Here is a 24,370-nt window from a genome sequence, read left to right as displayed (position 1 = left end):
GAATAAACTCATTCTGGAGTACTTACCATGCAACGTCGACCTTCCTTGTTCAAAACGTGTGTTCTTCTCTTCGCGGCCACGACGGCCACGACGGCCGCCATGGGCGTCGCTCAGGCGGCCGACAGCAAGCTGGACAGCGTGCTGCAGCGGGGGAAATTGATCGTGGGCACGGGCAGTACCAATGCGCCGTGGCACTTCCAGGCAGCGGATGGCAAGTTGCAGGGCTTTGATATCGATATTGCGCGGATGGTCGCCAAGGGCCTGTTCAATGACCCGGAGAAAGTCGAGTTCGTGGTGCAGTCTTCCGATGCGCGCATTCCCAACCTGCTGACCGATAAGGTCGACATGAGCTGCCAGTTCATCACCGTCACCGCCAGCCGCGCCCAGCAAGTGGCGTTCACCTCGCCGTACTACCGCGAAGGCGTGGGCCTGCTGCTGCCGGCCAACAGCAAGTACAAGGAAATCGAAGACCTCAAGGCCGCCGGCGACGGCGTCACCGTGGCGGTGCTGCAGAACGTCTACGCCGAGGAACTGGTGCACCAGGCGCTGCCCAAGGCCAAGGTTGACCAGTACGACAGCGTCGACCTGATGTACCAGGCGGTGAACTCCGGCCGCGCCGATGCCGCCGCCACCGACCAGTCCTCGGTCAAGTACCTGATGGTGCAGAACCCTGGCCGCTACCGCAGCCCGGCCTATGCCTGGAGCCCGCAAACCTACGCCTGTGCGGTCAAGCGCGGCGACCAGGACTGGCTGAACTTCGTCAACACCACCTTGCATGAAGCCATGACCGGCGTGGAGTTCCCCACCTACGCGGCGTCCTTCAAGCAGTGGTTCGGTGTCGAGCTGCCGTCGCCTGCGATCGGTTTCCCCGTTGAATTCAAATGACCCTCTGAGCCCGGGGCGCCCCTGGCGAGCGCTCCGTCGAAGGTACTGCCGACCATGAATTATCAGTTGAACTTTGCCGCCGTCTGGCGCGATTTCGACACGCTGCTGGCGGGGCTTGGCCTGGGGCTTTCCCTGGCGCTGGTGTCGATCGCCATCGGTTGCGTGATCGGCCTGGGGATGGCGTTTGCGCTGCTGAGCAAACATCGGGTCTTGCGGGTGCTGGCGTCGGTGTATGTCACGGTGATCCGCAATACGCCGATCCTGGTGTTGATCCTGTTGATCTACTTCGCTTTGCCGAGCCTGGGCATCCGCCTGGACAAGTTGCCGTCGTTCGTCATCACCCTCTCGCTGTACGCCGGGGCCTACCTGACCGAAGTGTTTCGCGGCGGCCTGTTGAGCATTCACAAGGGTCAGCGTGAAGCGGGATTGGCCATTGGCCTGGGCGAGTGGCAGGTCAAAGCCTACGTCACCGTGCCGGTGATGCTGCGCAACGTGTTGCCGGCCTTGTCGAACAACTTCATTTCGCTGTTCAAGGACACCTCCCTGGCGGCCGCGATTGCGGTGCCGGAGCTGACCTATTACGCCCGCAAGATCAACGTGGAGAGCTATCGGGTGATCGAAACCTGGCTGGTGACCACGGCCCTGTATGTCGCGGCCTGTTACCTCATTGCCATGGTGCTGCGCTATTTTGAGCAGCGCCTGGCGATCCGCCGTTAGGAGTTTCCCATGTATGAATCACCCAGTTGGTTGCATGAGTTGTGGGTCGCCCGGGACACCCTGTGGGGCGGTTTCCTGACCAGTGTGCAGTGTTCGCTGCTGGCGATTGTGTTGGGCACCTTGATCGGCCTGGTCACCGGGCTGGTGCTGACCTACGGTCGGATCTGGATGCGCGCGCCGTTTCGCTTTTACGTCGACTTGATTCGCGGCACGCCGGTGTTCGTGCTGGTGCTGGCCTGCTTCTACATGGCCCCGGCCCTGGGCTGGCAGATCGGCGCATTCCAGGCCGGTGTCCTGGGCCTGACGCTGTTTTGTGGCTCTCACGTGGCCGAGATCGTGCGCGGGGCCTTGCAGGCATTGCCCCGTGGGCAGATGGAAGCGAGCCAGGCCATCGGCCTGACCTTTTTCCAAGCGCTGGGTTATGTGCTGTTGCCCCAGGCGTTGCGGCAGATCTTGCCGACCTGGGTCAATTCTTCCACTGAGATCGTCAAGGCCTCGACCCTGCTGTCGGTGATCGGCGTCGCCGAATTGCTGCTCAGCACCCAGCAGATCATCGCCCGGACCTTTCTGACCCTGGAGTTTTACCTGTTCGCCGGGTTTCTCTTTTTCATCATCAATTACGCCATCGAATTGCTCGGGCGGCACATTGAAAAGCGGGTGGCCTTGCCATGACTGACGTTTCGAATCTCTCCAATACGGAGCGCTCCAACACCCAGCCGCTGCTGGACATTCGCGGCCTGCGCAAACAATACGGACCGCTGGAAGTGCTCAAGGGCGTGGACCTGAGCATGCAGCGCGGCAACGTGGTCACGTTGATCGGCTCCAGCGGTTCGGGCAAGACCACGCTGCTGCGCTGCGTCAACATGCTGGAAGAGTTCCAGGGCGGGCAGATCATGCTCGACGGCGAGTCCATCGGTTACGACGACATTGACGGCAAGCGTGTGCGCCACGCTGAAAAAGTCATCGCCCGGCACCGGGCCATGACCGGCATGGCCTTCCAGCAGTTCAACCTGTTCCCGCATTTGACCGCGTTGCAGAACGTCACCCTCGGTCTGCTCAAAGTGAAAAAGCTACCCAAGGACGAGGCGGTGGCCTTGGCCGAGAAATGGCTGGAACGGGTGGGCTTGTTGGAGCGGCGCGATCACTTTCCCGGCCAGTTGTCTGGCGGCCAGCAGCAGCGCGTGGCGATTGCCCGGGCGATTGCCATGAACCCCAGCCTGATGCTGTTCGACGAAGTCACTTCGGCCCTGGACCCGGAACTGGTGGGCGAGGTGCTGAACGTGATCAAGGGCCTGGCCGAAGACGGCATGACCATGCTGCTGGTGACCCACGAAATGCGCTTTGCCTTCGAGGTGTCGGACAAGATTGTGTTTATGAACCAGGGGCGCATCGAAGAGCAGGGGCCGCCGAAGGAATTATTCGAGCGTCCGCAATCACCGCGCCTGGCGGAATTTCTCAAGAACACACGTTTTTAATCCATTGAGCTTTCAATCGATTCAACAAGGAGATAACCCATGAGCATTACGCGCTACGGCACCGGCAGCACCGCAGGCGGCGGCCAGCCTCGGCCATTCGCCCGCGCCGTGGAAGCCGATGGCTGGTTGCACGTGTCCGGCCAGGTACCGGCGGTGAACGGCGAGATTATTGTCGGCGGGATCGTCGAGCAGACCCACCAGACCATGAAAAACCTGGTCGCCATTCTCGAGGAGGCCGGATATGGCCTGGAAGATGTGGTGCGCTGCGGTGTGTGGCTGGAAGACCCGCGGGATTTCTGGAGTTTCAACAAGGTCTTCGGCGAATACTTCAGCCCGGAACACGCCCCGGCCCGGGCCTGCGTGCAAGCGAGCATGATGGTCGATTGCAAGGTCGAGATCGACTGCGTCGCCTACAAGAAAAAGGGCTGAACCGTTGTAGGCGCTGCCGAAGGCTGCGATCTTTTGATCCTGATCTTTCGGGCTTTCGCTCAAGACTCAATTGGCTGGGGAAAGATCGCAGCCTCGTTACACTCGACAGCGCCTACGACCAATGAACGGGAATGCAATAAATGACCGAAGACACCATCAACCGCCGGGCCCGGGGACTGGATAGGGCGTTCGATATCCTCGACTTCCTCAAGGAAATCGGCCAACCGCTGCGCCCGAACGATATTGCCAGCGGCATCGGCAGCCCCAAGTCCACGGTCTATGAACTGGTGGCGTCGCTGCTGGAGCGGCGCATCCTCGAGCCGGTGGGCAAGGACGGCCATGTCTACCTGGGCCGCCAGTTGTATTTTCTCGGGCAGGCACACTTGCGGCATTTCGATTTGAGCCGCGAGGCTGACCAGGCGTTGCAGGAGATCGTGCGCCAGACCCGGGAAACGGCGCAGATGTGCCTGCTCAATGGGCGCAAATATACGGTCGCGCTGATGAAGGAAGGCGAGCGGCATTTCCGCATTTCATCGGACATCGGGGAAAACGCGCCGATCCCCTGGACGGCGTCCGGGCGCCTGCTGCTGGCGCATTTGAGTGACCAGCAGATCGTCGACCTGATCGACCCCGACGACTTCATCCTGCCGGATGGCGAGCGCCTGCCCCTGGAGCAATTCCTCAAGGAAATCCGCCAGGCCGGTCTCGATGGATTTTTCTCCTTCGACAGCGTCGCCGATACCTTCACCCATTGCTTCGCCGCACCGGTCAAAGACCCCAGCGGCGTGGCCATCGCCACCCTGTGCATCGTCGCCCCAAGGGCCGACGCCAAGAACAATTACGCCGACTACCGCCGGGTGCTGATCGAAAGCGCCAACCACCTGGCCCGTCGTATCAATGAATAGACAGCAACGGCACGAATGGCCGTGTGCGAGGAGTTCGAACATGCCTTCCGCCATCCTTAATGCCGGCGTCGAGAAGGGCGCCGCCACCGTCGGCGCCCACCTGCTACGGGACGTCAGCCTGCCGGCGCTGGTGCTGCATCGCGCGGCGCTGGAGCACAACATTCGTTGGATGCAAGGGTTCGTCAGCGCCAGTGGTGCCGAACTGGCGCCCCACGGCAAGACCAGCATGACCCCCGCGCTGTTTCGCCGGCAACTGGAGGCCGGTGCCTGGGGTCTGACCCTCGCCAGCGCCGTGCAGACCCGCGCCGCTTACGCCCACGGTGTGCGTCGGGTGTTGATGGCCAACCAATTGGTGGGCACGCCGAACATGGCGCTGATTGCCGATTTGCTCGCCGATCCGGCGTTCGAATTCCACTGCCTGGTCGATCATCCGGACAACGTCGCTGACCTTGGCGTTTACTTCGCCGCTCGCGGCGTACGGCTCAATGTGATGATCGAGTACGGCGTGGTCGGCGGTCGTTGTGGCTGCCGGACCGAAGCCGAGGTGCTGGCCCTGGCCGAGGCGATCCAGGCGCAATCGGCCCTGGCGTTGACCGGCATCGAAGGCTACGAAGGGGTGATCCACGGTGACCACGCCATCAGTGGTATTCGCGCGTTCGCGGCGTCCTTGGTGCGGTTGGCGGTGCAACTGCAGGACAACGGCACCTTTGCCCTCGACAAACCAATCATCACCGCCTCGGGGTCGGCCTGGTACGACCTGATTGCCGAATCCTTCGAAGCCCAGAATGCCCACCGGCGTTTCCTCAGCGTGCTGCGTCCCGGCAGCTACGTGGCCCACGACCATGGCATCTACAAAGAGGCGCAGTGCTGCGTGCTGGAGCGCCGCAGCGACCTGCACGAAGGCCTGCGTCCGGCCCTGGAAGTCTGGGCCCATGTGCAATCGCTGCCGGAGCCGGGCTTCGCGGTGATCGCCCTGGGCAAGCGCGACGTGGCCTACGACGCCGGATTACCGGTGCCGCTCAAGCGCTACCAGCCTGGATCGGACGCGGTGGTGGGTGACGATGTGAGCGGCTGCAAGGTGACGGCGGTGATGGACCAACATGCGTTCATGAGCGTGGCGGCGGGGGTAGAGTTGCGTGTGGGCGATATTATTTCGTTTGGTACGTCCCATCCGTGTTTGACGTTCGACAAGTGGCGGGTGGGGTGCCTGGTGGATGAGCAGTTGCGGGTGGTCGAGGGCATGGAGACGTGTTTCTAGCCTTTGAACCGAGTGGCTTGCCCGCGATTAGCGATCTTCCAGGCACCACCGAAATATCAGGATCACTTATGAGCAATTCCTCCCAGAAACCCCGCATCGCCCTGATTGGCGAATGCATGATCGAACTGCAACAACGCGCTGACGGCAGCCTGCAGCAAAGCTTCGGCGGCGACACCCTGAACACGGCGGTGTACCTGGCCCGCGCCTTGGGCGACAGGGGCGCGGTGGATTACGTCACGGCCCTGGGCGACGACAGTTTCAGCGATGCCATGTGCGAAAGCTGGGCCGCCGAGAACATCGGGCTGCAGAGGGTCCAGCGCTTGCCGGGACGCCTGCCGGGTTTGTATTGCATCCAGACCGATGCGGCGGGTGAGCGGCGATTCCTGTACTGGCGCAACGAGGCGGCGGTGCGCGAGTGTTTTACCACTCCGGCCGCTGGGGCGATCCTGGCGGCGATGCCGGATTACGATGTGCTGTATTTCAGCGGCGTCACCCTGGCGGTGCTCGGCGAGCAGGGGCGTGGCAAGCTCATCGAAACCCTGGTCGAGGCGCGTCGGCGCGGGGCGCGGGTGGTGTTCGACAATAATTTCCGGCCCAGGCTCTGGGCCTCGATCGAAGCGGCGCGGGCGGCGTATCGCAGTGTCTTGCCCTATGTGGAATTGGCGCTGCTGACCGTAGAAGACGAGCAGGCGTTGTTCGGTCATGCCGACAGCGAGGCGGTGTTCGCTGCCTATGCGCCGCTCGGCACGTGCGAGGTGGTGCTCAAGCGTGGCGCCGAGGCCTGCCTGATTCGTTGCAACGGCCAGTCTTATGAAGTTCCTGCCCTGCGGGTCGAGCGCGTCGTGGACACCACGGCGGCGGGGGACTCCTTCAGCGCCGCGTACCTGGCGAGCCGTTTGCTCGGCGGTAGCCCGGTGGAAGCGGCCGAGGCCGGGCACCTGTTGGCGAGCCGGGTGATCCAGGTGCCGGGGGCGTTGCTGCCCAGGGGCTGACTGGGGGCGATGCGCCTGTGGGAGCCAAGCTTGCTCGCGATGAACGAGAGCGCGGAAGTTCTGAAGAACTGCATCGCCTGGATCGCGAGCAAGCTTGGCTCCCACAGGCACGCTTTTTTCCGCAGACAGGCTTCGCTGACAAAGTGACCGATCAATCCCGGTAGAACACCTGCACCAGGTGATACCCGAACTTGCTCTTGATCGGCCCATGCACCACCCGCAGCGGCTTCTTGAAAATCACCGCATCAATCACCCCGACCATCTGCCCCGGCCTTACTTCACCCAGGTCGCCACCGCGTTTGCCGGAGGGGCAGGTGGAGTATTTCTTGGCCAGCACGTCGAAAGCTTCGCCCTTGGCGATGCGTTGCTTGAGTTGTTCGGCTTCTTCGGCGGTTTTCACCAGGATATGGCGGGCTTGGGCTTTCATTGCTGTGGTGACCTGAACGGTGCGACGGGGCGGCGATTATGCCTCAAGTCAGTTGTCATGGCTGATCATCGTCCGAATCTTGTTGGCCAGCAGATCGAGGGTGAAGGGCTTGGCGACCATGTCCATGCCCTGGTCGAGGAACCCCTGGCGTTCGGCGGCTTTCTGGGCGTAGCCGGTCATGAACAGCACTTTGAGCCCAGGTCGGTGCTGACGGGCGATTTCCGCCAGTTGCCGGCCGTTCATACCCGGCAGCCCGACATCGGTCACCAGCAGGTCGACGCGCTGGTCCGATTCCAGCACGGGAAGCGCGGTCGCGGCGTCCCGGGCGTCGAGAGCCGTGTAGCCCAAGGCCTGCAACAGGTCGAGCACCAGCATGCGCACGGCGGGTTCATCCTCCACCAGCAACACGGTTTCCCCGGCGATGGCCGGCGGTACGACGACCGTCTCTGGCGTGTCGGGTGGTTGGGTCGGCGAAACGTGCAAGCGTGGCAGGTACAACTGCACCCGCGTGCCCTGGCCCGGCACACTGTCCAGGTTGAGGTGCCCACCCGACTGCTGGGCAAACCCGTAGATCATCGACAAGCCCAGGCCGGTGCCCTGGCCGATGGGCTTGGTGGTGAAGAACGGATCGAAAGCCTTGGCCCGCACGGCGGGGGTCATGCCGCTGCCGTTGTCGCTGACGGCGATCATCACGTAGTCGCCGGCCTTGACCGGCTCCAGGGTGTTGATGTCCGTACCGTCGAGATAGACATTGGCGGTTTCGATGATCAATTCGCCGCCCTCGGGCATGGCATCGCGGGCATTGATCACCAGGTTGAGCAGGGCGTTTTCCAACTGACTGGCGTCGGTGTTGACCGGCCACAGCTCGCTGGCCAGTTGCAGCCGCAGCACGATGTGATCGCCCGTGGTCCGGCTCAGCAGGTCTTCGAGCGAGCGCACCAGGTCATTGACGTCCAGCGGTTTGCGGTCCAGGGACTGGCGTCGGGAAAAGGCCAGCAGCCGATGGGTCAGGGCAGCCGCGCGGTTGGCCGAGGACACCGCCGCTTCGGTGAAACGCCCGATCTCGGCGATACGCCCTGCGGCGATGTAGCGTTGCATCAGGTCGAGGCTGCCGAGGATGCCGGTGAGCATGTTGTTGAAGTCATGGGCAATGCCGCCGGTGAGCTGGCCCACGGCTTCCATTTTCTGCGCATGGCGCAGGGCCTCTTCGGCACGCTCGCGTTCGAACATCTCGCTTTGCAGCCGGTGATTGGCTTCGGCCAGTTGCTGGGTGCGGGCAATGACACGTTCTTCCAGTGTTTCGTTGAGGTTGCGCAGGGCCTCCTCGGTTTTCCGACTCTCGGTTTCGTCGATCACGAAGATGTAGAAACCGTTCACCGCATCGTCCGGTCCATGGCGAGGCAGGTAGTTGATCAGCGAATGGCGCGGGCGCCCGTCGCGATGGTCCATCTGCACGGTGAAGCTGCACGGCTTGCCGGCCAGGGCCTCGGCGATCTGCTGAGCGCGGGCGACATAGGCCTCTTCGCCGAGCACTTCGCGGACGGTTTTGCCATAGAGCTCCTGCGGGGTCAGGCCGTACCAGTCCAGGTAAGCGCTGTTGTTCAGTCGGAAACGCTCTTCGCGGTCCACGTAGCTGATGAGGATCGGCATGGCGTTGATGATCAACTGCAGCTCGCTCTGGCTCTGGCGCAGGGCTTGCTCGGTGCGCTTGCGTTCGGTCAGGTCCAGCGCCGCGCCAAGAAAGCGCTTGGGGCGGCCGTGGCGATCCTTGTAGCAACGGCCGCGCACGTACACCCAGCGCAACTCATCGTCGGGCTGCAGCAGTCGGTACTCTTCGGCGTATTCAGTGCCGTGGGTGATGCAGTGTTTGATGCTGCGGGCAACCATCGCCCGGTCCTCGGGGTGCACGCCTTCGAGATAGGCGCTGATGGGCAACTGGCGCGCCAGGCTGGGGTCGACGCCATGCAACAGGGCGAAATGTGCGTCGGCAATAAAGCGATCCTCGCTGATGTCCCAATCCCAGGTGCCCAACGCATCGGCGGCGGCCAGGGCCAGTTGCAAGCGCTCTTCGCTTTCGTGTTGGGCCTTGAGGCTGGCCTCGGAGCGGCGTTCGAACTCCATGGCCAGGCGGCGTCGTTCGCTGGTCTCGATGGCGCTGACCAGGATGCCGGTGACGCTGCCGCTTTCGTCATGCACCGGGCTGTAGGTCAGGTCTAGCCAGACATCACAGAGACGGCCGGCGAAGGGCACGCGCCATTGTTGATCGCGGCAGGTGTGTGTCTGGCCATGCAACACGCGGTGGTAAATCCCTTCGGTCGCACTCCTGAGTTCGGGCCATGCTGTATGGGTCGGCTTGCCGAACGCCCAGGGATGCTTGTCACCGGCCAATCGGGCGAAGGCGTCGTTGTAGAGATGGGACAGCTGCGGTCCCCACAGCAAGGCCATCGGCGTGGGCGAATGGAGCACGATGTCCACGGCGGTGAGTAGGCTCTGGGGCCAGTTTTGGGCAGTGCCCAGCGAGGTCAGGGACCAGTCCAGTTGGCTGACCAGGCGCTGTGTTTCGCTGCCGGTGGGTATCGCGTTCATCACACAACCCCTGGCTGTCGTGTCTGTGCCACGGCGTCTACTATCCTCTGGGGAAGGTAGGTGCGGGTGGGGCTGAAGGGTTTCATGTTCGGCTCAGCTTGTTTCATTGATGTCTCGCGGAAGTTTCAGTCCATGGAAATCGATCCGTTGTTGCGAATCCTGGCGAGCCAGAATGGTTCCGACCTTTACATGTCCACGGGCGCGCCACCGTGCGCGCGCTTCGAGGGTGTACTCAAGCCCTTGGGGAACGAGGCGTTCAAGGTCGGTGACATTGCCATGCTCGCCGAGTCTCTCATGGACGCCGAACAGCGCCTTGAGTTCGATCGGGAATTGGAAATGAACCTGGCGATCTCCTTGGCCGGCGTCGGGCGGTTCCGTGTCAATATCTTCAAGCAGCGCAATGACGTGTCCATGGTGATACGCAACGTCAAGCTGGACATCCCGCGCTTCGAAGACCTGAAACTGCCGCGGGTGCTTTTAGACGCCATCATGCAGAAACAGGGGCTGATGCTGTTCGTCGGTGCGACAGGTTCGGGCAAGTCGACCTCCCTGGCGGCGCTGATCGACTACCGCAATCGCAACAGCAGCGGCCACATCATCACCATCGAGGACCCGGTGGAGTATGTCCATCGGCACAAGAAATCCATCATCAATCAACGGGAAGTCGGTGTCGACACCCGCAGTTTCCATGCGGCCCTGAAAAACACGCTGCGCCAGGCCCCGGACGTGGTGCTGATCGGTGAAATCCGCGACCGGGAAACCATGGAACATGCCTTGGCGTTTGCCGACACCGGGCACTTGGTGATTTCCACTTTACATGCCCACAACGCCAATCAGGCCCTGGACCGGGTGATCAATTTCTTTCCGCAAGAGCGTCGGCCGCAGTTGCTCAATGACCTGGGCAACAACCTCAAGGCGTTCGTCTCCCAGCGTCTGGTGCGCACCTGCACTGGCCAGCGGCGGGCGGCGGTGGAGGTCATGCTGGGCTCGCCTACGGTGGCCGACCTGATCCGGCGCAACGAGCTCGACGAGCTCAAGGGGATCATGGAAAAGTCAGAAGAACTGGGGATGCAAACCTTTGATCACGCGTTGTTCAACCTGGTGGTTGAAGGTGCCATCGATGAGGAAGAAGCCCTGAAAAATGCCGACTCGGCGAACAATCTGCGCTTGCGTTTGAAGCTGCATGCCGAGTCGGGGGCGGTGCCACCGGCCGATCCGGCGGCGGGTGAGTGGGGGCTTATGGACTGAACACCTATTGGAGTAGCCATTGTAGGAGCAAAGCTTTGCTCCTACAGACCTGGCTCCCACAAGTGTTTTTGCTCCCCACACGTCTGAGGCCTGTTCAGTTCAAGTAGCCAGCTCCGGACGATCCCGAAATTGCTCCAAAGCCCCGGGGTTGGCCAGGGCATCGGTGTTCTTCACCACCTCGCCATGCACCACATTGCGCACCGCCAGCTCCACCACCTTGCCGCTGATGGTCCGTGGAATATCACTGACCGCGAGGATCTTCGCCGGCACATGACGCGGTGTGGTGTTGGCCCGGATGACCTGACGGATCCGTTGCTCCAGGGCTTCATCCAGTATCACGCCATCGCGCAGGCGCACGAACAGCACCACCCGGACATCGCCCTGCCATTGTTGGCCGATGGCGACGCAGTCCAGCACTTGCTCGACTTTTTCCACCTGCCGATAGATTTCCGCCGTGCCGATGCGCACGCCGCCGGGGTTGAGCACGGCGTCGGAGCGTCCATGGATCAAGAAACCGCCGTGGGGCAGTTCTTCGGCGTAGTCACCTTGAGCCCACACCCCGGGAAACTGGGCGAAGTAGGAGGCGCGAAGTTTTTCCTGCCGAGGGTCGTTCCACAAGCCAATGGGCATCGCCGGGAAATGCCGGGTGCACACCAACTCACCCTTTTCTCCAATGATCGGTTTACCGGCCTCGTTCCAGACCTGCACGGCCATGCCCAGGCTCTTGCCCTGCATTTCGCCCCGGCGCACCGGTGACAGCGGGTTGCCGTTGACGAAGCAGGACACAATGTCGGTGCCGCCGGACATCGAGGCCAGGCAGACGTCGGGCTTGACGTCGCGGTACACGTAATCGTAGCTATGGGGTGCCAGCGCCGAACCGGTGGAAAGGAGGGTTTTCAGGCTGTCGAGGCGGTGGGTCTGGCGGGGCTTGAGGTCCTCGCTTTCCAGGGCGGCAAGGAACTTGGGACTGGTGCCGAAGACGCTGATGCGCTGCTGATCGATCAAGTCGAGCAAGCGCTCGTGGCCAGGGTGGAACGGCGAACCGTCGTAGAGCACCACTGTGCTGCCCACGGCGAGGGCCGACACCAGCCAGTTCCACATCATCCAACCGCAGGTCGTGTAGTAGAACAGCCGATCCTCGGGCCCGAGGTCGACGTGCAGGCCATGTTCCTTGACGTGTTGCAGCAGCACGCCACCGGTGCCATGGACGATGCACTTCGGCACGCCGGTCGTGCCGCTGGAATACAGGATGTACAGCGGGTGATCGAAGGGCACGCTGACGAACGTCGGTTCGCCACCGGGTTGATAAAAGTTGTTCCACAGCGCGACAGCGGCCGAGGTCTTGAAGGCCTCGACGCGCACGTCCGGCAGCGCATATGGCAACACGATCAGTTGCTGCAGCGACGGTAGCCGTTCGAGGATTTCATTGACCTTGGCCCGCTGGTCGATGGCCTTGCCAGCGTAGCGATAACCGGCGCAGGTGATCAGCACCTTGGGTTCGATCTGGCCGAACCGGTCGATGACGCCTTGGGTTCCGAAGTCGGGTGAGGAACACGACCAGATAGCGCCCAGGCTGGTGGTGGCGAGCATGCCGACCAGGGTCTGCCAGGTGTTGGGCATGCAAGCGGCGACCCGATCGCCCTGAGTGACGCCGGCGGCTTTCAGACTTGCTTGCAGGCCAGCGACATGGGCGGCGAGTTCGGCCCAGGTCAGTTGTTCCTGGCCGCCGTTTTCGTCGAGCGCCACCACCGCGACGGCGTCATCGCGGCGGCGCAGCAGGTGTTCGGCGAAGTTCAGCGTGGCGCCAGGGAACCACTGGGCGCTGGGCATTTGCGAACCTTCCACCAATACCGCATCGGGCGTCTGGTGAAAGCGAATCTCGAAGAAATCGACGATGGCCTGCCAGAAGGCCTCGCGCTGGTCGATGCTCCAGGCGTGCAGGGTTGGGTAGTCGTTCAGTTGCAGGTGATGTCGCGCGTTGACGAACTGGCGAAAGGCGTTCATGCGCGACTGGGCGATGCGTTCGGGGCTGGGTTGCCAGAGGATGTCGGACATGGGGTGCCTCTTGTTTTTTTTGTGTACACACAAACTATAGAGCGACCCAACCTTGTGGCGAGGAGATTTATCTCCACTCTGTGGGAGCAAGGGGATGAATCCCCCTCGTCACAAGGGATCGCAAGGGATTTACTGAGCCAACCATCCACCATCGATATTCCACGCCGCGCCGCGCACCTGGCTGCCGGCTTCGCTGCACAGGAACAGCACCAGCTCCCCCAGTTGCGGCGGGGTGACGAATGCCAGGGACGGCTGTTTCTCGGCCAACAGATCGTGCTGTGCCTGCTGCGGATCGACGCCGGCGGCAATGCGATCATCGATCTGTTTTTGCACCAGCGGTGTCAGCACCCAGCCCGGGCAGATAGCGTTGCAGGTCACGTTGCTGGTGGCGGTTTCCAGGCCGACCACCTTGGTCAAACCGATCACCCCATGCTTGGCCGCGACATACGCCGCCTTGCCCACCGAGCCGACCTGACCGTGCACCGAGGCGACGTTGATAATCCGTCCCCAGCCCTTGGCACGCATGCCCGGCAGGCTCAGGCGGGTGGCGTGGAACACTGAGGACAGGTTGATGGCAATGATCGAGTCCCAGCGTTCCACCGGGAAATCCTCCACGGCGGCCACGTGCTGGATCCCGGCGTTGTTCACCAGGATGTCCACGCCGCCGAACTCGCGCTCGGCGTAGGCGAGCATGTCGGCGATCTGTGCCGGGTCGCTGACGTCGGCCGGATGATGGCCGACCTTGCCGCCGAACTGTTTCACCTCGGCGATCACTGCCGAGGCATCGCCAAAGCCGTTGAGGACCAGGTTGGCCCCGGCCTTGGCCAGGCTCAAGGCGATGCCCAGGCCGATGCCGCTGGTAGAGCCGGTGACCAGGGCCGTTTTGCCCGAAAGAACTGTCGTCATGGGAGCCTCATACAATGCCAGTGGCGTAGAACGTACCGATCACGAAGAACACCGCGAGGGTCTTGATCAGCGTAATGCAGAAAATGTCTTTATAGGCTTCGCGGTGGGTCAACCCGGTGACGGCCAGCAAGGTAATCACGGCGCCGTTGTGGGGCAGGGTGTCCATGCCACCGCTGGCCATGGCGGCCACCCGGTGTAGCACTTCCAGGGGAATGTTGGCGGCGTGGGCAGCGTTGATAAAGGTTTCGGACATCGCCGCCAAAGCGATGCTCATACCCCCCGAGGCGGAGCCGGTGATGCCCGCCAACAGCGTGACGGTCACCGCTTCGTTGACCAGTGGGTTGGGAATGTTCTTGAGCCAGTCGGCCAGTACCAGGAAACCCGGTAAGGATGCGATGACCGCGCCGAAGCCGTATTCCGAAGCGGTGTTCATCGCCGCCAGTAATGCGCCGCCCACGGCGCTCTTGCTGCCTTCGGCCAGTTTGCTGCGAATGGTCCGGAAACCGAACAGCAAGACCATGATGATGCCCACCAGCAATGCCGCCTGCACCGCCCAGATCGCGGTGAGCTTGGCGATGTCGCTGGTCACTGGCGTCGCCATGCCCGGCAGCGCCAGGCTGTGGGTTTTGCCATACCACTGGGGAATCCACTGGGTGAACAACAGGTTCATGAGCCCTACCGCCAGCAGTGGCGAAACAGCGATCCAGGGGTTCGGCAGCTTGATGTCTTCGGCGGTTTCCGGCTCGTTGCGCAACTCGGAGCCGTAGCCTTCGCCCGTGCGCTGGGCCTTGTTGCGCTGGCGTTGCAGGAACAGCATGCCGAGGCTGAACACGAAGAGCGTGCCGATCACGCCCAGCCACGGTGCGGCCCAGGCGGTGGTGTTGAAGAACGTGCTGGGGATGATGTTCTGGATCTGCGGCGTGCCAGGCAGGGCGTCCATGGTGAACGAGAATGCGCCGAGGGCGATGGTGGCCGGGATCAGGCGCTTGGGGATATTACTCTGGCGGAACATCTCGGCGGCGAACGGGTACACCGCGAACACCACGACGAACAGCGACACGCCGCCATAGGTCAGCAAGGCACAGACCAGCACGATCACCAGCATGGCCTGGCGCGTCCCCAGCAAGCGAATCGCCGCGGCAACGATGGCGCGGGAGAACCCCGACAGCTCGATCAACTTGCCGAACACCGCGCCGAGCAGGAACACCGGGAAATACAGCTTGATGAAGCCGACCATTTTTTCCATGAACACCCCGGTGAAGGCAGGGGCGACGGCGGACGGGTCGGTGAGCAGGACGGCGCCGAGGGCGGCGATGGGGGCAAAGAGGATAACGCTGTAGCCACGGTAGGCGGCGACCATCAGCAGCGTGAGGGCTGCCAAGGCAATGATCACACTCATGGTGTGTCTCCTGGATTGTTATTGTTGTGGTGACGCTGTGGGGGGGGCTTTAGCGAGTTTTGTGCCAGGTGCGTAACTGGCTGAAATATAAGGAAATTGTTTGAGGTTGTGGGGCGGGAATGAGAGGCTTGTCTCTGTTTTGAGATTTTTTTGGCAGGGTTGGCCTCATCGCGAGCAGGCTCGCTCCCACAGTTGACCGCGTTGAACAGGAGAAACGCCATCCCATGTGGGAGCGAGCCTGCTCGCGATGAGCGCGAAGGGCTCCAAAGGAGCTATCTATATATAGAGAATTAAATCTCTTTATTGAGACTCGGCAATCCCCAACGCCACCATCTTCTTGTACAACGTCGACCGCCCCAACCCCAACCGCTCGGCCGCTTCAACCACTTTGCCCCCGCATTGCGCGAGGGTGGTTTCGATCAACTGCCGGTCGAATCGTGCCCGGGCCTGGCTGAAAGTTTCTTGCGACAGCGGTTCCAGGGACGGGCTTGCCGTGTGGGTTACCGGTATGAAGGTGCCGATGGCGGCGCGGATGTCCACCGCCGTGAGCACCGGGTCATCGCTGAGCAGTGCGGCCCGCTCCAGCACGTTGCGCAGTTCACGGATGTTGCCCGGCCAGGCGTGTTGCCGCAGCAGGTCGAGGGCTGCGCGGTTCAATTCGTGCTGGCTGCGCAGTTCTTCAAGGATCGCTTCGCTTAAGGCCGGCAAGTCATCCAGGCGTTCGCGCAACGGCGGGACCTGGATCGGCAGTACGTTGAGGCGGTAATACAGGTCGGCGCGAAACTCTCCGCGCTTGATCGCCGCTTCCAGGTCCATGGAGGTGGCAGCGATCACCCGCACGTCGCTTTGCAGCACCTCGTTGGAGCCCACCGGTTCGTATTCCTTTTCCTGGAGCACTCGCAGCAGTTTGCTTTGCAGCGGCAGCGGCATGTCGCCGATTTCGTCGAGGAACAGCGTGCCGCCCTGGGCAATTTGCAGCTTGCCGGCGCGACCCTTGCGGTCGGCCCCGGTAAAGGCCCCTGGGGCGGTGCCGAAAAATTCGGCTTCCAGCAGCGATTCAGGAATCGCCGCGCTGTTGATGCTGACGAACGCCTTGTGCGCGCGCGGCGAAGCACTGTGGATGGCCTGGGCCAGCAGTTCCTTGCCGGTGCCGGTTTCGCCGAGCAGCAGCACCGGCGAATCAGCGCTGGCGCTGCGTCGGGCACGGCGTTTGACCTCAAGGCCGGCGTTGCTGGTGCCGATGAAATGGGCAAAGTTGTATTTGGTTTGTCGTGCCCGCAGCAGCGAGCGGGTCGAGGCCAGTTCTTCCTGCATGCTCAGGTAGCGCTTGAGCATGGGTGACAGGCTGCGCAGCTCGTCGAACAAGGCAAAACCGATGGCACCGATCACGGCTCCGACGCTGTCGTGGATCGGCAGGCGCATCACCACCAACGGCTCCTTGGGCGTGTCCTGCATGTCCAGCAGAATCGGGCGTCCGGTGCGCACCACTTCGCGCAACAGGCTGCTGGGAATCACGCTTTCGCATGCCCGGCCAATCGCCTCCTGCGCCGAGTTCAGGCCGAAGCGGCGGGCGTAGCGTTCGTTCATCCAGACGATATTCGCGTCACGGTCGACAATCACCGTACCTTCGCTGGACTGCTCGATGATCTCGAACAACGAGCGGATCGCCAGCGTGCGGACGCGCTTGTAATCCTTGAGGCTTTCGGTGGGGTTCATGATAGTTCCAGAATGTGTGGGTTCTGTTCGGGCCTCTTCGACTTGCTCGCGAAGGCCGCGACGCGGTCCAACTGCATAACGCCGATTATGCCCAGCCCGGATGCGCCGCCGCCAACAACTCCTTGGTATAGGGATGCTGGGGCGAGTCGAACACGTCATGACTGGCGCCTTGCTCGACCACTTTGCCGTCCTTGATCACGATCATGTCGTGGGCCAAGGCACGGACCACCGCGAGGTCATGGCTGATGAACAGGTAGGTCAAGTCGTACTTCTCCTGGAGCTGGCGGAGCAGGGCAACGACTTGTTTCTGCACGGTGCGGTCCAGTGCCGAGGTCGGTTCGTCCAGCAGAATCAACGCCGGCTTGAGCACCAAGGCCCGGGCAATGGCAATACGCTGGCGCTGGCCGCCGGAGAACTCGTGGGGGTAACGATGACGGGTCGAAGGGTCGAGGCCGACCTCCTTGAGGGCCTGGATCACCCGGGCTTCACACTGTTCGGCGCTGGAAGGCTGGTGGACTTCAAGGCCTTCGCTGATGATCTGCTGCACCGACATACGCGGGCTGAGGCTGCCGAACGGGTCCTGGAACACCACCTGCATTTGCTTGCGCCACGGCCGCAGTGCCTTGTGCGACAGCTGGTCGAGGGCCTGGCCCTGGAAGTGGATGCTGCCTTTGGAGTCGATCAGCCGCAGGATCGCCTGGCCGAGCGTGGACTTGCCGGAACCGGATTCGCCGACGATGCCCAGGGTCTTGCCGCGCTGGATGCTAAGGCTGATACCGTCCACGGCGCGCAGGTATTCCTTGCGCTGGAACAGCCCGCCGCCCAAGGGAAAACTCACGTGCAGGTCCTGTACCTGCAACACGTTTTCGCGCTCGTCCCGGGGCAGGGCTTCGCCTTCCGGTTCGGCATGCAGCAGCTCGCAGCTGTAGGGATGTTTCGGTGCGCTGAACAGGGTTTCGCAAGGCGCCTGTTCGACGATTTCCCCAGCCTTCATCACGCACACCCGTTGGGCGATGCTGCGCACCAGGTTGAGGTCGTGGCTGATCAGCAGCAAGGACATGCCGAGCCGTTGCTGCAGGGACTTGAGCAGCAGCAGGATCTTGCGCTGCACGGTCACGTCCAGTGCGGTGGTCGGTTCGTCGGCAATCAACAGTTCCGGCTCGCAGGCCAGGGCCATGGCGATCATCACCCGTTGCCGCTGGCCGCCGGACAGTTGATGGGGATAGGCCTTGAGGCGTTCGGCGGGTTTCCGGATGCCCACCAGGGCCAGCAGTTCCAGAATGCGCTGGCGCGCCGCTTTGCCGCCCAGGCCCCGGTGCAGCATCAGGGTTTCACCGATCTGCTTCTCGACGCTGTGCAGCGGGTTCAGCGAGGTCATCGGCTCCTGGAAGATCATCGCGATCCGGTTGCCGCGCAGCTTTCGCAGGGCTGTGGTATCGGCGCCCAGCAGTTCCTGGCCGCGATAGCGAATGCTGCCGGTGGTGCGGGCTTCTGTTTCGTGCAGCAATTGCAGGATCGAGTGGGCCGTCACTGACTTGCCGGAGCCGGACTCGCCCACCAGGGCCAGGCATTCGCCAGGGCGGATGTCCAGGCACAGGTTGCGCACCACGGTCTGGTCGTTGAAGGCCACGCTCAGGTCGCGGATTTCGATCAGGTTGTCGCTCATCTCAAGGTTCCGCTTCATGGCCGTTTCAAGATCGAGGATCGAACGCGTCTCGCAACGCCTCGCCGATAAACACCAGTAGAGAAAGAATCAGCGCCAGGGTGAAAAACGCCGTCAGCCCCAGCCACGGTGCTTGCAGGTTCTGCTTGCCCTGGGCGATCAATTCGCCCAGCGATGCACTGCCGGCCGGCATGCCGAAACCAAGGAAATCCAGGGCGGTGAGGGTGGAGATCGCCCCGGTGAGGATGAAGGGCAGGTAGCTCAGGGTGGCGTTCATCGCGTTGGGCAGGATATGCCGCACGATCACCTTGCGGTCCGACAAACCCAGGGCCCGGGCGGCTTTCACGTATTCGAGGTTGCGCCCGCGCAGGAACTCGGCGCGGACCACATCCACCAGGGCCAGCCAGGAAAACAGCGCCATGATCCCCAGCAGCCACCAGAAATTCGGCTCCACGAAGCCGGACAAAATGATCAGCAGGTAGAGCACCGGCAGTCCGGACCAGACTTCCAGCAAGCGTTGCCCCAGCAAATCCACCCAGCCACCGTAATACCCCTGCAGCGCACCGGCGGCGATGCCGATCAGTGCGCTGATGGCGGTCAGGGCCAGGGCGAACAGGATCGACACCCGCGCGCCGAAGATCACCCGGGCCAGCACGTCCCGGGATTGGTCATCGGTGCCCAGCCAGTTCTGCGATGAGGGAGGGCTCGGGGCCGGCTGATTGAGGTCGTAATTGGGCGTGTCGTCGCTGAACGGGATCGGTGGAAACCACAGCCAGCCGCCGTCCTTGTGGATCAGGTTCTGCACGTAACTGCTGCGGTAGTCGGCCTGGAATGGCAGCTGTCCACCAAACTCCCGTTCGGTATGGCGCTTGAATACCGGGAAATACAGTGAGCCCTGGTAGCTGACCACCAGCGGCTTGTCATTGGCGATCAACTCGCCACCCAGGCTCAGGATGAACAGGCCGATGAACAGCCACAGCGACCACCAGCCCCGACGGTTCTTCTTGAAACGTTCGAAGCGCCGGTGGCCCAAGGGGGAAAACTTGAACATCAGGCGTTCCTCGCAGCGAAGTCGATGCGCGGGTCCACCAGGGTGTAGCAGAGGTCGCCGATGAGTTTGATCAGCAGGCCGAACAGCGTAAAGATGAACAGCGAGCCGAACACCACCGGATAATCCCGGGCCACCGCGGCTTCGTAGCTCATGCGTCCCAGGCCGTCGAGGGAAAAAATCACCTCGATCAACAAGGAGCCGGCGAAGAACACGCTGATGAATGCCTGGGGAATACCCGATACCACCAGCAGCATCGCATTGCGGAACACATGGCCGTACAGGACCCGTCGCTCACTCATGCCCTTGGCTCGCGCGGTGACCACGTACTGGCGGGTGATTTCATTGAGGAACGAGTTCTTGGTCAGGATCGTCAGGGTGGCGAAGCCGCCGATCACCAGCGACGTGACTGGCAGTACCAGGTGCCAGAAGTAGTCGGCGATCTTGCCCAGCGTCGACAGCGACTCGAAGTTGTCCGACACCAGCCCACGCACCGGAAACCAGTTCAGCGAGGTGCCGCCGGCGAACACGACGATCAGGAACATCGCGAAGAGGAATGCCGGCATCGCATAACCAATGATGATCGCTGTGCTGCTCCACACATCGAATGCCGAGCCGTGACGCACAGCCTTGCGGATGCCCAGGGGGATCGACGCCAGGTAAGTGATCAGCGTCGCCCAGAGCCCGAGGGAAATGGTCACCGGCATCTTTTCCAGGATCAGGTCGGTGACCGTTGCGCCGCGGAAGAAGCTCTTGCCGAAGTCGAGACGGGCATAGCTGCCGAGCATCAGCCACAGGCGTTCGTGGGCCGGTTTATCGAAGCCGTATTGTTTCTCGATGTCCTTGATCAGTTGCGGATCCAGGCCGCGACTGGCGCGGGAGCTGCCGGTCATGGCATTACCCGAACTGCCGACGCCGGTGCCGCCGATGCCTTGCAGCTGGGCGATGGCCTGTTCCACCGGCCCGCCGGGCGCGGCCTGCACGATGACGAAGTTCACCAGTAGGATAATCACCAGTGTGGGGATGATCAGCAACAGGCGCCGCGCGATATAAGCCCACATCAATGCGCCCCTCCAGGGGCGCCGCGTCTGATGCGTTCGGCGCGCATCTGCTCGTTGGTCAACGGTGTGGTGCTCACTTCCCACCAGCTTTCGATGGCTTCGTCATTGCTGGCCTGTACTTTCGGGAAACCGAAGCGGTTCCACCACGCGGTCGAGCTGCCTGGCGGGTAATAGTTGGGGATCCAGTAGTAATTCCATTGCAGCACCCGGTCCAGGGCGTGGGCATGGTGCAGCATGTCGGCTTGGGTGGTGGCCTTGACCAGCCCGTCGATCAGCGCGTCCACCGCCGGGTTCTTCAAGGCCATGTAGTTGTTGGCCCCCGGGTCGTTGGCGGCCGCTGAGCCGAAGTAGTTGTAGAGCTCCATGCCCGGCGATGTGCTGACGGGGTAACCGGTAATGATCATGTCGTAGTCGCGACTCATCAGGCGATTGACGTACTGGGACGCGTCGATACGGCGGATGCTCATGTCGATGCCGATTTGCGCCAGGGTTCGTTTGTAGGGCAGCAGCAGGCGGTCGACACTGTTCTGAGTGTTCAGGAACGTGAAGCTCAGCGGCTCGCCCTCGGCATTCACCAAGCGGTCGCCGTCGGGTTCCCAGCCGGCCTGTTCCAGCAGCGCCAGGGCTTGCAGTTGTTTGTCGCGGATCACGCCACTGCCGTCGGTTTTCGGGGCCTGGAAGACTTGGGTGAAGACTTCGTCGGGAATCTGCCCGCGCAAGGGCTCGAGAATCGCCAGCTCGCCGGCATCGGGCAGTTTCCGGGCGGCAAGGTCGGTGTTGGAAAAGTAACTCTGCTGACGCACATAGAGGTTGCGCATCATCTGGCGGTTGCTCCATTCGAAGTCCCAGAGCATGGCCAGGGCCTGGCGCACGCGGCGGTCCTGGAACTGCGGTTTTTGCAGGTTGAAGACGAAACCCTGGGCGGTTTGGGGGGCCTCGGTGGCCAGGTGGGCCTTTTGCAGGCGACCATCCTGCAGGGCCAGACTGTCATAGCCAATGGAATAACCGGTGGCAGAGAATTCACGGTTGTAATCATAGGCGCCGCCGCGCAGCACCTGGCGGGCGACGTCGATGTCGCCAAAATACTCGATTCTGAAATGGTCGAAATTGTAGAGCCCACGACTGACCGGCAGGTCCTTGCCCCACCAATTGGCATTGCGCTTGAAGGTAATGCTGCGCCCGGAATCGACCTTGCTCACCCGGTAGGGGCCACTGCCCAGTGGCGCCTCGTAACCGCCGCCGCTGGCGAAATCGCGGCTCTTCCACCAATGTTCGGGAAAGACTGGCAGGGTGGCGATGTCCAGGGGCAGGGTGCGGCTTTCGTTGTTCTTGAAGTTGAAGCGAACGGTGCGCTCGTTCTCGACCACGACGTCCTTGACCGCCGCTAACTGGGTGCGATAGCTCAGACTGCCCTGGGTCATCAACAGCTCGAAGCTGTAGCGCACGTCCTGGGCGGTGATGGGCTTGCCATCGGCGAAGCGTGCCTTGGGGTTCAGGTAGAAGCGCAGCGACAGGCCATCGTCAGCCCGCTCCATCTTCTGCGCCACCAGACCGTAGACGGTATAGGGTTCATCCAACGAGCGCTGGGCCAGTGGCGAATACAGTAGGCCATCGATCTGGCTGACCCCGATGCCTTTGTCGATATACGGCAGCAGATGGTCGAAATGGCCGATCTGGATGGCCGAGCGGCGCATGGTCCCGCCTTTGGGGGCCTGGGGATTGGTGTAGGCGAAGTGGCTGAAGCCTTCGGCATATTTGGCCGGTTCGCCATAGACGGTCAGGGCATGTTGCGGTGCTGCATCGACGCCGACGGCGCCTGTCAGCAGGACCACGGCAGTCAATAACAGGGAAGGGAACGCCAGTCGCATTGTCAGCCTTAGAGCCGGATGATCGATGAAACGATTTGTACGCGAGCGGCGTCTGTATCGCCAGCGCTTATGGCGAAGGGAGCTATGCGTGGGAGCAAGTCCTGTGGGAGCAAGGCTTGCCCGCAATTGCCGCGCCGCGGTCCAACAGCTGTTCCGCGTCATCGTTCATCGCGGGCAAGCCGTGCTCCCACTAGGGGTCATCAGTCCTGACGGCTGGTGACTTCCAGCAGGTGGTAGCCGAATTGGGTCTTGACCGGGCCTTGGACCACATTGATCGGTGCGCTGAATACCACAGTGTCGAATTCCTTGACCATCTGGCCCGGGCCGAACGAACCCAGGTCGCCGCCCTGACGGCTGGATGGGCAGGAGGAGTTGGTCTTGGCTACTTCGGCGAAATCGGCGCCAGCTTCGATCTGGGCCTTGAGTTCGTTGCACTTGTCTTCAGTGGAAACCAGGATGTGGCGGGCAGTGGCTTTGGCCATGGGGGAAATTCCTTTCGCTGTATTTAAAGGTGTTGAGCCTACCGGATTCATTAACGGGGTGTTGTTAAAAATGCGTCAAAACCTTGGGTCCGGCGATCAAAGGCCAGCTTTGCGCAGGCGCTCGGCGTGGCGCAGGTAAAGCTCTGTGGTGCCTGCTGGGTTGATAGCCTCCATGTGGTCCATGGGGTAGTCGGAGCGAATGACCTTGCCCAAGTGCGAACTGAAACGCCCGACCAGGCCGTCGTTTTGCCCGGCTTCGGTGATGAAGTATTCGGAAAAGGCGCGGCAGAAAACCTGCAGAGGTCCTTGTTCTTTATCCGTCGACTCTCGCAGCGTGCCGCTCCATGAGTAGTAGCGCACGCCGTTGACCCTGTCCGGACCGTTCCCGCCCCAGTGCTTTGGCAGGCCTTGAGGGTATTTGTCATTGAAGGCGCCCACGCCTTCAGTGGTCAGTGCCGCCAGTGCGGCGACGGCGGCCGGCGATAGCTGCGCCTGGCCGTCCAGAAACGAGATGAAATCGGCGAACAGCGTGGCGACGCCCCTTGCCACATGCCCTGGCAGCCGTCCGGGGGTAAGGGCCTTGTGCAGGAAGTCGGCCAGCTCGGAGCCATGGTTAGGGCCGCTGACCGACGTGACCGAGGCCACCCTGTCGGGTGCCAGCGCGCCAGCATACCGGGAGGCCAGCGCACCCTGGCTGTGGCCGATCAGGTTGACCCGAGTGGTGCCGGTGCCGACCAGGACCCGATCGATCTGCGCCAACAGTTGTTCGCCTCTGGCCTCGTTGGAATGGGTGGCTGACAAGTTCGGGATGAACACCCGGGCACCGCCTGCGCGTAGGGCTTGTTTGATGCCATGGAAAAGTTCGAAACCGCCGACCCTGTCAAACCCGAACAACCCATGGATCAACAGGATGGGAAATTGAGTGGTTGCATTCCGTTGCATGTTCGTACCTTTTTCGAAGAGGTTCACGATGAATTTGCGACCTCACTCTAATCCAGGTCTGAAATGGATGGTGTAGGAAGAAACCGCGTTGGGCCGGGGAAACCGGAATAGAAATAGTGGGAAAAGTGGGAAATAACCCGACAGTGGCAAAAGGTATAGGCGGTCTCCTATAACCCGGGTCGTATGCAGCTACATCTTTGAACGCCAGGGACCACCGCCGTTGTCGTCTTGTCTGGCTGTGGGTTTGGCGCGAGTGGGGTTTAATAGCTCCATCGAGCACCGTTATGCAAACGGTGCCTTCATCCAAG

Annotated in this window: 21 protein-coding genes; 9 read left to right on the top strand and 12 right to left on the bottom strand. The window is 62.1% G+C overall.

Translation table 11 applies throughout. The features are described 5' to 3' along the window. The first annotated feature begins 27 nt into the window (after positions 1-27). From AACY42_RS25020 to AACY42_RS24985, 8 genes are all read left to right on the top strand, one after another. Positions 28-885: a transporter substrate-binding domain-containing protein gene (locus tag AACY42_RS25020; protein WP_339483007.1), complete on the top strand. Its 858-nt coding sequence runs from the start codon at positions 28-30 to the stop codon at positions 883-885. A gap of 54 nt (positions 886-939) precedes the next feature. After that, on the top strand, positions 940-1,602 hold the full coding sequence (locus tag AACY42_RS25015; protein WP_339483006.1) for an amino acid ABC transporter permease: 663 nt from the start codon (positions 940-942) through the stop codon (positions 1,600-1,602). A gap of 9 nt (positions 1,603-1,611) precedes the next feature. Continuing rightward, a complete protein-coding gene (locus AACY42_RS25010; protein WP_339483005.1) occupies positions 1,612-2,274 on the top strand; it encodes an amino acid ABC transporter permease in 663 nt (220 codons plus the stop codon). Beyond that, positions 2,271-3,077: an amino acid ABC transporter ATP-binding protein gene (locus tag AACY42_RS25005; RefSeq protein WP_339483004.1), complete on the top strand. Its 807-nt coding sequence runs from the start codon at positions 2,271-2,273 to the stop codon at positions 3,075-3,077. Before AACY42_RS25010 ends, AACY42_RS25005 begins: the two co-directional genes overlap by 4 nt. 39 nt (positions 3,078-3,116) lie before the next feature. Continuing rightward, on the top strand, positions 3,117-3,506 hold the full coding sequence (locus AACY42_RS25000) for a RidA family protein (protein ID WP_024616640.1): 390 nt from the start codon (positions 3,117-3,119) through the stop codon (positions 3,504-3,506). Between the two features lie 140 nt (positions 3,507-3,646). Continuing rightward, positions 3,647-4,411, top strand: a complete 765-nt coding sequence (locus AACY42_RS24995; RefSeq protein WP_339483001.1) for an IclR family transcriptional regulator — start codon at positions 3,647-3,649, stop codon at positions 4,409-4,411. A 40-nt stretch (positions 4,412-4,451) separates the two neighbouring features. Continuing rightward, positions 4,452-5,669, top strand: a complete 1,218-nt coding sequence (locus AACY42_RS24990; protein WP_339483000.1) for an amino acid deaminase — start codon at positions 4,452-4,454, stop codon at positions 5,667-5,669. Between the two features lie 68 nt (positions 5,670-5,737). Then, positions 5,738-6,661, top strand: a complete 924-nt coding sequence (locus AACY42_RS24985; RefSeq protein ID WP_339482999.1) for a sugar kinase — start codon at positions 5,738-5,740, stop codon at positions 6,659-6,661. Positions 6,662-6,812: 151 nt separating this feature from the next. On the opposite strand, the gene AACY42_RS24980 is transcribed toward AACY42_RS24985, so the two are convergent. After that, on the bottom strand, positions 6,813-7,088 hold the full coding sequence (locus AACY42_RS24980) for a peptidylprolyl isomerase (RefSeq protein WP_003182808.1): 276 nt from the start codon (positions 7,086-7,088) through the stop codon (positions 6,813-6,815). A 48-nt stretch (positions 7,089-7,136) separates the two neighbouring features. Continuing rightward, on the bottom strand, positions 7,137-9,674 hold the full coding sequence (locus tag AACY42_RS24975; RefSeq protein ID WP_339482996.1) for a hybrid sensor histidine kinase/response regulator: 2,538 nt from the start codon (positions 9,672-9,674) through the stop codon (positions 7,137-7,139). Between the two features lie 132 nt (positions 9,675-9,806). On the opposite strand from AACY42_RS24975, the gene AACY42_RS24970 reads away from it, so the two are divergent. Continuing rightward, a complete protein-coding gene (locus AACY42_RS24970) occupies positions 9,807-10,922 on the top strand; it encodes a PilT/PilU family type 4a pilus ATPase (protein ID WP_339482995.1) in 1,116 nt (371 codons plus the stop codon). 99 nt (positions 10,923-11,021) lie between these two features. On the opposite strand, the gene AACY42_RS24965 is transcribed toward AACY42_RS24970, so the two are convergent. The 10 genes from AACY42_RS24965 to AACY42_RS24920 all read right to left on the bottom strand — a co-directional run bounded on the left by AACY42_RS24965 (position 11,022) and on the right by AACY42_RS24920 (position 24,062). Continuing rightward, a complete protein-coding gene (locus tag AACY42_RS24965; RefSeq protein ID WP_339482994.1) occupies positions 11,022-12,977 on the bottom strand; it encodes an acetoacetate--CoA ligase in 1,956 nt (651 codons plus the stop codon). A gap of 129 nt (positions 12,978-13,106) precedes the next feature. After that, a complete protein-coding gene (gene hbdH / locus AACY42_RS24960; protein WP_339482993.1) occupies positions 13,107-13,883 on the bottom strand; it encodes a 3-hydroxybutyrate dehydrogenase in 777 nt (258 codons plus the stop codon). A 7-nt stretch (positions 13,884-13,890) separates the two neighbouring features. Then, on the bottom strand, positions 13,891-15,282 hold the full coding sequence (locus tag AACY42_RS24955; protein ID WP_339482991.1) for a GntP family permease: 1,392 nt from the start codon (positions 15,280-15,282) through the stop codon (positions 13,891-13,893). A gap of 300 nt (positions 15,283-15,582) precedes the next feature. After that, on the bottom strand, positions 15,583-16,998 hold the full coding sequence (locus AACY42_RS24950) for a sigma-54 interaction domain-containing protein (protein ID WP_339482990.1): 1,416 nt from the start codon (positions 16,996-16,998) through the stop codon (positions 15,583-15,585). An 85-nt stretch (positions 16,999-17,083) separates the two neighbouring features. Then, positions 17,084-18,664, bottom strand: a complete 1,581-nt coding sequence (locus AACY42_RS24945; RefSeq protein WP_339483016.1) for an ABC transporter ATP-binding protein — start codon at positions 18,662-18,664, stop codon at positions 17,084-17,086. Between the two features lie 25 nt (positions 18,665-18,689). Further along, positions 18,690-19,712 (bottom strand): ABC transporter permease, encoded by a 1,023-nt coding sequence (locus AACY42_RS24940; RefSeq protein ID WP_339482989.1) that lies wholly within the window; start codon positions 19,710-19,712, stop codon positions 18,690-18,692. Then, positions 19,712-20,770, bottom strand: coding sequence for a microcin C ABC transporter permease YejB (locus AACY42_RS24935; RefSeq protein ID WP_339482987.1), 1,059 nt, complete (start codon positions 20,768-20,770; stop codon positions 19,712-19,714). The genes AACY42_RS24940 and AACY42_RS24935 overlap by 1 nt, the downstream gene beginning before the upstream one ends. Next, a complete protein-coding gene (locus tag AACY42_RS24930) occupies positions 20,770-22,638 on the bottom strand; it encodes an extracellular solute-binding protein (protein WP_339482985.1) in 1,869 nt (622 codons plus the stop codon). The genes AACY42_RS24935 and AACY42_RS24930 overlap by 1 nt, the downstream gene beginning before the upstream one ends. A 200-nt stretch (positions 22,639-22,838) precedes the next feature. Beyond that, complete coding sequence (locus AACY42_RS24925) at positions 22,839-23,120, bottom strand: peptidylprolyl isomerase (RefSeq protein WP_339482983.1); 282 nt, start codon at positions 23,118-23,120, stop codon at positions 22,839-22,841. A gap of 96 nt (positions 23,121-23,216) precedes the next feature. Beyond that, positions 23,217-24,062 (bottom strand): esterase/lipase family protein, encoded by an 846-nt coding sequence (locus tag AACY42_RS24920; RefSeq protein ID WP_339482981.1) that lies wholly within the window; start codon positions 24,060-24,062, stop codon positions 23,217-23,219. Positions 24,063-24,370: the final 308 nt, after the last annotated feature.

Origin of the sequence: Pseudomonas sp. RL_5y_Pfl2_73 (assembly GCF_963970515.1) — a bacterium.
GTDB lineage: Bacteria > Pseudomonadota > Gammaproteobacteria > Pseudomonadales > Pseudomonadaceae > Aquipseudomonas.
The sequence above is the reverse complement of the archived record's forward strand: the minus strand, read 5'-3'. Positions and strand labels throughout refer to the sequence as shown.